We start from the raw sequence: 11,557 nt of genomic DNA, 5'->3' as shown, positions 1-11,557 counted from the left end.
GCAAGTAAGGAATGAAGCAGGATATTCAAGAAATTTTGATTTCAGAAGAAGAAATACAACAGAAAGTAAAAGAATTGGGTAAGCTATTATCTGAGGAATACGCTGACCGTTTTCCTTTGGTAATCGGTGTATTGAAAGGCGCTATGCCTTTTATGTCTGATCTAATTAAGCGTGTTGATACATATTTAGAAATGGATTTTATGGATGTATCAAGTTATGGCAATGCGATGGTTTCTTCTGGTGAAGTAAAAATCCTAAAAGATTTAGATACATCAGTTGAAGGTCGAGACATTCTTATCTTAGAGGATATTATCGACAGCGGCTTAACGCTTAGCTACCTTGTAGAGTTATTCAAGTACCGTAAAGCTAAGTCAATTAAGATTGTCACACTCTTAGACAAACCAACAGGTCGTAAAGCATCTATTAAAGCAGATTACGTTGGATTTGAAGTACCTGATGCATTCGTAGTAGGGTATGGATTAGATTATCAAGAGAAATATCGTAACCTGCCGTATATTGGGGTTCTTAAACCGCAAGTATACAGCAATTAATAAGCACATATCCAAGTGCAATTTATTGGATAGGATAAATGTTCTATGTTAGTATTGAATACAGTATTTGTTTATCGTGGGAGGAGGTAAGAAATGAATCGGATCTTCCGTAATACCATCTTTTATTTACTTATATTTTTAGTCATTATTGGCGTGGTAAGCTTCTTTAGTGGCTCTAATCAAAAAGCAGAACCAATGAGATACGATACATTTGTTCAACACTTAGACAAAGGTGATGTGAAATCACTCTCTATGAAGCCTGAAAGAGGCGTGTATGTTGTGCAAGGGAAGTTAGATTCTTATAAAAAGGATCAAACGTTCCAAACTTACATCGTAGATGGTGACAAAGCACTTGATCGTATTGACGCTGCTTCCGAAAATAATCAAGTAGAAGTTGATTTTAAACCTGCTGATGAAACAAGCGGCTGGGTAACGTTCTTTACGTCAATCATTCCGTTTGTTATTATTTTCATCCTATTCTTCTTCTTACTAAACCAAGCTCAAGGTGGCGGAAGCCGCGTTATGAACTTCGGTAAAAGTAAGGCTAAGCTTTACAGTGAAGAAAAGAAAAAGGTTAAATTTAAAGACGTAGCTGGTGCAGATGAAGAAAAGCAAGAACTTGTGGAAGTTGTTGAGTTCTTAAAAGATCCTCGTAAATTCGCAGAGCTAGGTGCAAGAATTCCGAAGGGTGTCTTACTTGTGGGACCTCCTGGTACTGGTAAAACATTATTAGCAAGAGCTGTTGCTGGTGAAGCAGGCGTTCCTTTCTTCTCTATCAGTGGTTCAGACTTTGTTGAAATGTTTGTTGGGGTCGGTGCTTCTCGTGTTCGTGATTTATTCGAAAATGCGAAGAAGAATGCTCCATGTATTATCTTTATTGATGAAATCGATGCTGTAGGTCGTCAACGTGGCGCAGGTCTTGGTGGCGGACACGATGAACGTGAACAAACATTGAACCAATTGCTTGTTGAGATGGATGGTTTTGGTGCTAACGAAGGTATCATTATCATTGCAGCAACAAACCGCCCGGATATCTTAGATCCAGCGTTATTACGTCCAGGCCGCTTCGACCGTCAAATTACGGTAGATCGTCCAGATGTAAATGGCCGTGAAGCAGTGCTTAAAGTACATGCTCGCAATAAGCCTTTAGATGAATCAGTAAACTTAAAAGCAATTGCTATGCGTACGCCAGGTTTCTCAGGTGCAGATCTCGAAAACTTGTTAAACGAAGCTGCCTTAGTAGCTGCTAGACAGGACAAAAAGAAAATTGAAATGGTTGACATTGACGAAGCAACAGACCGCGTAATTGCAGGTCCAGCTAAGAAAAGTCGAGTTATTTCTAAAAAAGAACGCAATATTGTTGCTTATCATGAAGCAGGACATACAATTATCGGTGTCGTATTAGACGAAGCTGATATGGTACATAAAGTAACCATTGTTCCACGTGGGCAAGCTGGTGGATATGCTGTTATGTTACCAAAAGAAGATCGCTACTTTATGACGAAGCCAGAGCTGCTGGATAAAATTGTTGGATTGCTTGGTGGTCGCGTAGCTGAGGAAATTATTTTCGGCGAAGTGAGTACAGGTGCTCACAATGACTTCCAGCGTGCAACAAGCATCGCTCGTAAAATGGTAACAGAATACGGTATGAGTGAAAAGTTAGGACCAATGCAATTCGGTCAATCACAACAAGGCCAAGTATTCTTAGGTCGTGATTTACACAGTGAACAAAACTACAGTGATGCGATTGCTCATGAAATTGATAATGAAATCCAACGTTTCATTAAAGAAAGCTATGAGCGTGCGAAGCAGATCTTAACGGAAAACCGTGACAAGTTAGAGCTTGTAGCTCAAACATTGTTAGAAGTAGAAACGTTAGACGCTGAGCAAATCAACCACTTAGTAGATCATGGAACTCTTCCAGACCGTTCTAGTCACGTAACAGATGAAGATGTTAAAGTAAACATCCAAACAAAGACAGACGATGAAGAGCCAAAAGCATAAGACAATAAAAATCAGTGGAGATATTCTCCACTGATTTTTTTAATGGGCAAAAGTTAGGTTTGGTAAAAGGTTTTCGTATATATGGTGGATAAGTAGGATATCCACTAGAGAATCGTGTCATTATATTCCTATTTTATCTAGAATATACACGTCTATTTACCAGTTATGGTATGATGGTTTCAGTGTGAATACTGAATTTATATAAAGTGGTGATTGAAATGATTTTTGTATTAGATGTTGGAAATACGAATACGGTATTAGGTGTATACGATGGAGATGAATTAAAGTATCACTGGCGTGTAGAAACAAGCCGTAATAAAACAGAAGACGAGTATGGCATGACAATCAAAGCCTTGCTTGAGCACGTTAGTTTATCTTTTAAAGATATTCATGGTATTATTATTTCCTCTGTTGTTCCTCCTATTATGTTTGCATTGGAGAGAATGTGTCAAAAGTATTTTCATTTAAAGCCGCTTGTTGTTGGTCCTGGAATTAAGACGGGTTTAAATATTAAATATGAAAATCCGCGTGAAGTGGGAGCAGACCGTATTGTAAATGCTGTTGCTGGAATTCAGCTATACGGAAGCCCTTTAATTATCGTTGATTTTGGTACCGCAACCACGTATTGCTATATTGATGAAAATAAGCAATATATGGGTGGTGCGATTGCCCCTGGTATTAATATTTCAACAGAAGCTCTTTATTCAAGAGCATCTAAGCTTCCGCGAATTGAAATTGCGCGACCAAATAGCATTGTGGGAAAAAATACAGTATCTGCGATGCAAGCAGGTATTTTATATGGATACGTTGGACAAGTAGAAGGAATTGTAGCAAGAATGAAAGAGCAAGCAACAGTAAATCCTAAAGTTATTGCTACTGGAGGACTCGCAACATTGATTGCTAAAGAGTCGGATATTATTGATATTGTGGATCCATTTTTGACTTTAAAAGGATTACAAATAATTTATACAAAAAATATGGAGTAAGAGGTGTATATTATGGGTGACTATTTAGTAAAAGCACTAGCTTACAATAGTCAAGTTCGCGCTTATGCAGTAAAAACAACGGATACAGTTGGAGAAGCGCAGCGCCGTCACTATACATGGCCTACAGCCTCTGCAGCATTGGGACGTTCAATGACTGCGGGAGTCATGATGGGGGCTATGCTAAAGGGTGAGCAAAAGCTAACAATTAAAATTGAAGGCCGCGGCCCAATTGGCGTTATTTTAGTAGACAGCAATGCTAAAGGGCAAGTGCGTGGATATGTAACGAATCCACAAACGCACTTCGATTTAAATCAGCATGGGAAATTAGATGTAGCACGTGCTGTAGGTACAGATGGCACGCTAAGTGTCGTAAAAGATATCGGAATGCGTGATCAATTTAACGGACAAGTACCTATTGTATCGGGAGAATTAGGAGAGGATTTCACGTATTATTTTGTGACATCTGAACAAGTCCCATCTTCAGTAGGTGTAGGTGTACTTGTTAACCCTGATAACACGATCTTAGCTGCGGGCGGATTTATCATTCAGCTTCTGCCAGGAACAGATGATAAAACGATTACAGCTATTGAACAACGCTTACAGACGATTGAGCCAATTTCAAAACTGATTCAAAAAGGTCTTTCTCCTGAGGAAATCTTAGAAGAAGTTCTTGGAAAAGAAAATGTGAAGTTTCTGGAGACAATGCCTGTAGAGTTCAAATGTCAGTGCTCAGAAGAAAGAATTGCCAATGCTATTATCAGCTTAGGACAAGAAGAGATTCAATCGATGATTGAGGAAGACGGCCAAGCTGAAGCCCAGTGTCATTTCTGTAATGAGACCTATCGTTTTGATAAAAAGCAGCTTGAAGAAATGAAAGAACAAGCAATCTAAATGAAATAAAAGATTCTTAAAAGGCGTCATTTTATAAATGAGCGCCTTTTTTTATAGATATTAAGTTCTATTCCTGTATATATTGATCTAAAAATATAACAAAATTAGGTAAATGGAAAGACAAAATGATTGACAATTTAGAAAACATCTGATAAATTGTATACAAAATCAATAAAATTAGTTGGTATTAGGAGTGGTCATATGGCACGTATTGCAAATTCAATTACAGAGTTAATTGGTCAAACACCAATCGTAAAACTAAACCGTCTAGTTGAAGAAGATATGGCGGATGTATATTTAAAATTAGAATTTATGAACCCAGGAAGCAGCGTAAAAGATCGTATCGCATTAGCAATGATTGAAGATGCGGAAGCAAAAGGTGTGTTAAAACCTGGCGACACAATCATTGAACCAACAAGTGGTAACACAGGAATTGGCTTAGCAATGGTAGCTGCAGCAAAAGGATACCGTGCTATTTTAACAATGCCTGAAACGATGAGTATTGAGCGTCGTAATCTGCTTCGTGCGTACGGTGCAGAGTTAGTGTTAACACCAGGTCCAGAAGGAATGAAAGGGGCGGTTAATAAAGCAACTGAGCTTGCAAAAGAGCACGGCTACTTTATTCCTCAGCAGTTCCAAAACGAGGCGAACCCAGAAGTGCACCGTCAAACAACGGCTAAAGAAATTATCGAGCAGTTTGGCGATCAGCTAGATGGATTTGTAGCAGGTATCGGTACTGGCGGTACTATTACAGGTGCTGGTGAAGTGTTAAAAGAAAAGTACCCAAATATCAAAATTTATGCGGTAGAGCCAGCTGATTCTCCGATTTTAAGCGGTGGTCAACCAGGACCTCATAAAATTCAAGGAATTGGTGCAAACTTTGTTCCGGATACGCTTAACACGGAAGTATATGACGAAGTTGTCGCTGTCCAAAACGACCAAGCTTTTGAATATGCCCGTAAAGTAGCAAAAACAGAAGGTGTACTAGTAGGTATCTCTTCTGGGGCTGCGATTTATGCTGCGTTAAAGGCTGCAAAACAGCTTGGAAAAGGTAAAAAAGTGTTAGCGATTATTCCAAGTAACGGTGAGCGTTACTTAAGTACTCCGTTGTTCCAATTCGAGGAACAAACACAAGCATAAAAACGATAAAAAAACAGCTTCTGTATGAAGCTGTTTTTTTTCATCTGAGAATCATGTAAAATGAAAGCAGGTGATTTATTTTTAGGAGAGTGAACAAATGCAGCAAAGAATGACTTGGGGCGAATCTATTTCTATCTCTAAAAACCAATGGTTCAAAAAATATCAAGAGTTGTCAAAAGAGGAACCGAATCATATCCTGCTTGAAAGCGGTCGAGGCGGAAAGTTTCAAATGATGGGATTAAAACCTGTAGCCATTTTGCGAGGCGAACAAAACGAGCTTCATATCAAAACGGATGGCCAAGCTACTGTTCAAAAAGGTAATCCGCTTCATCTTATGCGAGACTGGGTGAAGAAGTTTGAAGCAGAGGTGAATCCAGATCTTCCTCCTTTTCAAGGTGGAGCAATTGGCTTTATTAGCTATGATTATATCCGCTATGTAGAAACCATACCTGATCTTGCTGAAGATTCATTGAAAACGCCGGACGTTAATTTCCTTATTTTCGATGACGTATTTGTATACGATCAAGAAAAGGAAAAGCTCTGGATTATCGTTAATGACGAAGCAGATTGTAAAGAGAAGGCACATAAGCGTATTGATCAATACAAAAAGGACTGGATGGAGGCAAGTACTGAAGGACTCTCATATGAGTGGATTCATCGTGTTGCTGAAAAGAGTGAGGTTTCGATGTCTGAAGCTGCTTTTTCAGATGCTACAACTCGCGTACATGAGTACATCGGGCAAGGCGATGTGTTTCAAGTGAACTTATCTGTTCGACAGTCTCAACAGCTTCAAACTCATCCTATGCATATCTACGAACAGGTACGAAAAATCAACCCGTCTCCTTACATGTCTTATATGCAGACAGAAGAATTTCACATTGTGAGCTGTTCACCAGAACTATTAGTGAAAAAAGCCGGTGATGAAATCAGTACGAGACCGATTGCGGGAACGCGCTCTCGAGGTAAGGATGATCAAGAAGACCAACAGTTAGCGGATGAGCTTATTCATAACGAAAAAGAGCGTGCGGAGCACGTGATGCTTGTTGACTTGGAGCGTAATGATCTTGGTAGAGTAAGCGAATATGGTACCGTGCATGTTGACGAGTTTATGGTTATTGAAAAATATTCACATGTCATGCATATTGTGTCTAATGTAAAAGGCAAGCTCGCGCGCAACAAAGATTTTGTAGATATCGTAGATGCGGTTTTTCCTGGAGGAACGATTACTGGAGCACCTAAAGTTCGTACAATGGAAATAATTGAAGAACTTGAGCCAGTTCGACGAGGAATTTATACAGGATCGATTGGTTGGATTGGGTTTAATGGAGATATGGAATTAAATATTGCGATTCGCACTATGATTATTCAAGACGGCCAAGCTTATGTGCAGGCTGGTGCGGGTGTTGTGATTGATTCAAATCCGAAACACGAATACAAAGAATCACTGAAAAAAGCAATTGCACTATGGAAAGCAAAAGAGCAGAGCGAAAATGAGCTGAGTGAGGGTGAGTAAAGATGATATTAATGATTGATAATTATGATTCTTTTACGTTTAATTTAGTACAGTATTTAGGTGAGCTAGGGCATGAGCTTCTTGTAAAAAGAAATGATGAAATTACACTTTCTGAAATTGAAGTGCTAAATCCAGATTTCTTGATGATCTCCCCGGGACCTTGTAGTCCTAACGAAGCGGGAATCAGTCTAGAAGCCATCGAGTATTTTGCAGGTAAGATTCCAATATTCGGCGTATGCTTAGGGCATCAGTCGATTGGGCAAGCTTTTGGAGGGAATGTGATTCGTGCGGATAAATTAATGCACGGGAAAACATCTGAAATGCATCATGATGGCCGTACTATCTTTAAAGGTCTTGATAATCCGTTCACGGCAACGCGATATCATTCTTTGATTGTAGAAAAAAGTTCACTGCCGGATTGCTTTGAGATTTCAGCGTGGACAGCAGAAGATGAAATTATGGCGATTCGCCATAAATCATTACCTATTGAAGGAGTACAGTTCCATCCTGAATCTATCATGACTTCTTACGGTAAAGAAATGCTGAAAAATTTTATTGAAACCTACGAAAAAAAGCGAGTGTAATGATATGTATATATACGTAAATGGCGAAGTAAAGCCTGCATCTGAAGCCACTATTTCTCCGTTTGATCACGGATATATGTATGGCCTAGGGCTGTTTGAAACGCTACGAGTTTATGAAGGTCATCCATTTTTAGTGGAAGACCATTTGGATCGACTGCGTAGCAGCTTACGTGAATTAAATATTGTATGGGACTACTCTACACAGGACGTGTTGGGAATCATTAATAGTCTGTTAATGAAAAACAATGAGAAAAATGCGTATGTTCGATTAAATGTCTCAGCAGGAAATGGCGGAATTGGCTTGCAGGTGGAAGAATACGACAAGCCATCTACAATCGTATATATGAAATCAATGCCGTATCCATCGAGCCCCCTTGTAAAAGAGGGGCTTATTCTTGAGACGAAACGAAATACGCCTGAAGGAACCATGAGGTTAAAGTCTCATCATTATTTAAACAATGTACTAGCTAAGCGAGAAGTTGGTTCAGACTTAAATAAAGAGGGTATCTTTTTAACAAAAGAAGGGTTCTTAGCCGAAGGCATTGTGTCAAATTTATTTTTTGTAAAAGATGATTGTGTATATACGCCGTCTCTTGAAACAGGTATTTTAAATGGAATTACGAGACAGTTTATCTTTACGCTTTTACAAAAGAAAAACATAGAGGTTGTAGAAGGCTTATTTACGGTGGAACAGCTCTTGGAGGGTGATGAAGCTTTCGTTACAAATTCCATTCAAGAAATCGTACCTCTTCGAAGTATAAAGGATAAGCAGTTTTCAGTAGGAGACCATACGCTGACAGCTCAGTTGCAAAAAGAGTATCGCTCTTACACAATGTCGCTAATGAGTCGACACGACCTACATGTATAAAAGCGAAAGGAGAGACTAAAGATGGATAAAATTTATGTAAATGATATGCGTTTCTATGGCTATCATGGCGTATTTCCAGAAGAAAATAAATTAGGGCAGCGTTTTCACGTGGATTTAGCTGTGGAACTGGATTTAAAGCAAGCTGGTACTACGGACAATTTAGAATACTCGGTGAGCTATGCAGATTTATACCAAACATGCCAGGAAGTTGTAGAGAAGCGCACGTTCAAGTTAGTTGAAACGGTGGCTGAAACGATTGCATCTGAATTGCTTGCTAATTACGAACTCGTGCAGGCTTGTACAGTAAAGGTATATAAACCCGATCCGCCAATTCCCGGTTATTATCAATCGGTAGCTATTGAAATTAAAAGGAGCCGTTGAATGACAACAGAAGCATATATTGCATTAGGATCAAATATTGGAAATCGAATGGAACATTTGAAGTCAGGAGTTACTGGCTTGATGAAACACTCTGAGATTAAGGTAGTGGCTGTTTCATCTGTTTATGAAACGGCCCCTGTCGGGTATACGAATCAAGCAAGCTTTTTAAACATGGTAGTAAAAATACAAACAACGTATTCGTCAGAGCACCTTTTAGATTGTTTGCAAGCCATTGAACAAACGGCAGGCCGAAAAAGAGAGATTGTATGGGGACCTAGAACCCTTGATTTAGATATCTTACTTTATAGTAATGAAATCATTCACACGGATAGACTGAGCGTCCCTCATCCCCGAATGTTTGAACGAGCGTTTGTGATGGTTCCTCTAAACGAACTAGCTCCATCTCTTATTCTCCCTGTAGCAGAAGAAAAAGTTGAAACCATCACAACACGTTTATCAGATTTAAAAGATGTAAAATTATTTCGAGAGCAAACAACGGGTATACTAGATATGTTCGAAAATAATCGTAATGATTTACATAAGTGAAAATGAATCTTATTAGTTGATTCATTTTTATATTGGCGTAAAGTAGAGTGCATAGTGAAAACTTTGAGATTTGGGTTCGCAGGTTTTGGGTTTATTCGGTAGCTTGTTAGAGAAATCGAAGAAAAAGAGAAGCGAAGCAAGAATAAAGCGATTTGACATAGAGAAACGACTGAACCTATAATAATTTTAAAGAAACGTAGTAGTTGCCAGTAAACATGCTGGCCTTTTTTCTGTTTCGGAAAACTTAATTATACGATGGAGATGAGTAAACGATGAGTCATGAAGAATTAAATGATCAATTTCTCGTTCGTCGCGAAAAAATGAGCAACCTACGAGATCAAGGTATTGATCCGTTTGGTCAACGTTTTGAACGTACACATACATCACAGCAATTAATTAGTGAGTATGACGAGTTAACAAAAGAACAGTTAGAAGAAAATGAAGTGCCTGTGTCACTAGCTGGTCGTATTATGACAAAGCGTGGAAAAGGAAAAGCAGGTTTCGCTCACGTTCAAGATTTAACAGGACAAATTCAGCTTTATGTACGTAAAGATGCAATTGGCGAAGAACAGTACGAAATCTTCAGCAGCGTAGATATCGGTGACTTGGTAGGGGTTGAAGGTGTTTTATTCAAAACAAAAGTTGGCGAACTTTCTATTAAAGTAAAAGATTTTACGTTACTAACAAAAGCGCTTCGTCCACTTCCAGATAAATATCATGGTTTAAAAGATATTGAACAGCGCTACCGTCAACGTTACTTAGATTTAATTACAAACCCGGAAAGTAAACAAACATTTATCTCAAGAAGCCGCATTATTCAATCGATGCGCCGTTACTTAGATAATCATGGATATTTAGAAGTTGAAACACCGATGATGCATTCAATCGCAGGTGGAGCAGCAGCTCGTCCGTTTGTGACACACCACAATGCGCTTGATATGGAACTTTATATGCGTATTGCGATTGAACTTCATTTAAAACGTTTAATCGTAGGTGGATTAGAAAAAGTATATGAAATTGGCCGTGTATTCCGTAATGAAGGTGTATCTACACGTCACAATCCTGAATTTACAATGATCGAATTGTACGAAGCGTATGCGGACTACAAAGATATCATGGCTTTAACAGAGAACTTAATTGCACACATTGCGCAAGAAGTACTTGGCACAACAAAGATTCAGTATGGCGATCAAGAGGTAGATTTAACTCCAGAATGGACAAGACTTCATATGGTCGATGCTATTAAACAATATACGGGCGTAGACTTCTGGGGAGAAACATCTGTTGAAGAAGCTCGTGCTTTGGCGAAAGAACACGGGGTAGAAATCACTGAACATATGCAATATGGACATATTGTAAATGAATTCTTTGAACAAAAAGTAGAAGAGCAGTTAATTCAACCAACGTTCATTTACGGACATCCTGTAGAAATCTCTCCATTGGCTAAGAAAAATGCGGAAGATCCGCGCTTTACTGACCGTTTTGAGCTGTTTATCGTTGCACGTGAACACGCGAACGCATTTACAGAGCTAAATGATCCAATTGACCAACGTGAGCGCTTTGAAGCTCAGTTGAAAGAGAAAGAACAAGGAAACGATGAAGCACATGAGATGGATGATGACTTCATTGAGGCATTAGAATATGGTATGCCACCTACAGGTGGTCTAGGAATCGGTATTGACCGCCTTGTTATGTTACTAACAAATGCACCGTCAATCCGTGATGTACTATTATTCCCACATATGCGTCAACGCTAAAAAAGAGATGGCTACGGCCATCTTTTTTTCAGTTAATAATATTAGAAAATTTAAACTTTTAATTTACCTCTTGTTTTTATGAAAACGATTTGGTATATTTATATCTGTTGCTAACGCAGACAAGCGAAAACAACAAAAAGAAATAAAAAAGTTGTTGACATTACGTTGATAACTTGATAAGATAGTAAAGTCGCTTAAGAGCGGCGGTTGAACTTTGAAAACTGAACAAAGCGACAAACGTCAACGTTAATTTTTATTTTTTAAATTGAGCAAGTCAAACATTTCTTCGGAGAGTTTGATCCTGGCTCAGGATGAACGCTGGCGGCGTGCCTAAAA

The 11,557-nt window shown here is 38.8% G+C and carries 11 protein-coding genes; all 11 read left to right on the top strand.

Going from position 1 to position 11,557, the window contains the following annotated elements:
• Positions 1–11 precede the first annotated feature (11 nt).
• Positions 12–551, top strand: a complete 540-nt coding sequence (gene hpt / locus AC1D0Y_RS26130) for a hypoxanthine phosphoribosyltransferase (RefSeq protein ID WP_013054884.1) — start codon at positions 12–14, stop codon at positions 549–551.
• A gap of 93 nt (positions 552–644) precedes the next feature.
• Positions 645–2,555 (top strand): ATP-dependent zinc metalloprotease FtsH, encoded by a 1,911-nt coding sequence (ftsH, locus tag AC1D0Y_RS26125; protein ID WP_013054885.1) that lies wholly within the window; start codon positions 645–647, stop codon positions 2,553–2,555.
• A 218-nt stretch (positions 2,556–2,773) separates the two neighbouring features.
• The gene (locus AC1D0Y_RS26120) at positions 2,774–3,541 is read left to right on the top strand and encodes a type III pantothenate kinase (protein WP_013054886.1); all 768 of its coding nucleotides are present in this window, start codon (positions 2,774–2,776) and stop codon (positions 3,539–3,541) included.
• Between the two features lie 12 nt (positions 3,542–3,553).
• Positions 3,554–4,432 (top strand): Hsp33 family molecular chaperone HslO, encoded by an 879-nt coding sequence (gene hslO / locus AC1D0Y_RS26115; protein ID WP_477708124.1) that lies wholly within the window; start codon positions 3,554–3,556, stop codon positions 4,430–4,432.
• A 201-nt stretch (positions 4,433–4,633) separates the two neighbouring features.
• Positions 4,634–5,572 (top strand): cysteine synthase A, encoded by a 939-nt coding sequence (cysK, locus tag AC1D0Y_RS26110; RefSeq protein WP_013054888.1) that lies wholly within the window; start codon positions 4,634–4,636, stop codon positions 5,570–5,572.
• Between the two features lie 97 nt (positions 5,573–5,669).
• Complete coding sequence (pabB, locus tag AC1D0Y_RS26105; RefSeq protein ID WP_477708123.1) at positions 5,670–7,085, top strand: aminodeoxychorismate synthase component I; 1,416 nt, start codon at positions 5,670–5,672, stop codon at positions 7,083–7,085.
• A gap of 2 nt (positions 7,086–7,087) precedes the next feature.
• Positions 7,088–7,669, top strand: coding sequence for an aminodeoxychorismate/anthranilate synthase component II (gene pabA / locus AC1D0Y_RS26100; RefSeq protein ID WP_013054890.1), 582 nt, complete (start codon positions 7,088–7,090; stop codon positions 7,667–7,669).
• Positions 7,670–7,673: 4 nt separating this feature from the next.
• Complete coding sequence (gene pabC / locus AC1D0Y_RS26095; protein ID WP_028410340.1) at positions 7,674–8,537, top strand: aminodeoxychorismate lyase; 864 nt, start codon at positions 7,674–7,676, stop codon at positions 8,535–8,537.
• A gap of 21 nt (positions 8,538–8,558) precedes the next feature.
• Positions 8,559–8,918 carry a dihydroneopterin aldolase gene (gene folB, locus AC1D0Y_RS26090; protein WP_013054892.1) on the top strand — a complete coding sequence of 120 codons (360 nt, stop codon included), beginning with the start codon at positions 8,559–8,561 and terminating at the stop codon, positions 8,916–8,918.
• A complete protein-coding gene (gene folK, locus AC1D0Y_RS26085) occupies positions 8,919–9,464 on the top strand; it encodes a 2-amino-4-hydroxy-6-hydroxymethyldihydropteridine diphosphokinase (protein WP_028410339.1) in 546 nt (181 codons plus the stop codon).
• A gap of 272 nt (positions 9,465–9,736) precedes the next feature.
• Complete coding sequence (gene lysS, locus AC1D0Y_RS26080) at positions 9,737–11,221, top strand: lysine--tRNA ligase (RefSeq protein WP_013054894.1); 1,485 nt, start codon at positions 9,737–9,739, stop codon at positions 11,219–11,221.
• The last annotated feature ends 336 nt before the right edge of the window (positions 11,222–11,557 follow it).

This window comes from Priestia sp. P1_B12_1, from assembly GCF_056406695.1.
This window is presented reverse-complemented; position numbering and strand designations above follow the sequence as displayed.

Excerpts from the sequence above, each read along its gene's own strand:
- lysS (WP_013054894.1), top strand. The coding sequence starts at position 9,737 with ATGAGTCATGAAGAATTAAATGATCAATTTCTCGTTCGTCGCGAAAAA.
- ftsH (WP_013054885.1), top strand. The coding sequence starts at position 645 with ATGAATCGGATCTTCCGTAATACCATCTTTTATTTACTTATATTTTTA.
- folK (WP_028410339.1), top strand. The coding sequence starts at position 8,919 with ATGACAACAGAAGCATATATTGCATTAGGATCAAATATTGGAAATCGA.
- hpt (WP_013054884.1), top strand. The coding sequence starts at position 12 with ATGAAGCAGGATATTCAAGAAATTTTGATTTCAGAAGAAGAAATACAA.
- hslO (WP_477708124.1), top strand. The coding sequence starts at position 3,554 with ATGGGTGACTATTTAGTAAAAGCACTAGCTTACAATAGTCAAGTTCGC.
- AC1D0Y_RS26120 (WP_013054886.1), top strand. The coding sequence starts at position 2,774 with ATGATTTTTGTATTAGATGTTGGAAATACGAATACGGTATTAGGTGTA.
- pabA (WP_013054890.1), top strand. The coding sequence starts at position 7,088 with ATGATATTAATGATTGATAATTATGATTCTTTTACGTTTAATTTAGTA.
- cysK (WP_013054888.1), top strand. The coding sequence starts at position 4,634 with ATGGCACGTATTGCAAATTCAATTACAGAGTTAATTGGTCAAACACCA.
- folB (WP_013054892.1), top strand. The coding sequence starts at position 8,559 with ATGGATAAAATTTATGTAAATGATATGCGTTTCTATGGCTATCATGGC.
- pabC (WP_028410340.1), top strand. The coding sequence starts at position 7,674 with ATGTATATATACGTAAATGGCGAAGTAAAGCCTGCATCTGAAGCCACT.
- pabB (WP_477708123.1), top strand. The coding sequence starts at position 5,670 with ATGCAGCAAAGAATGACTTGGGGCGAATCTATTTCTATCTCTAAAAAC.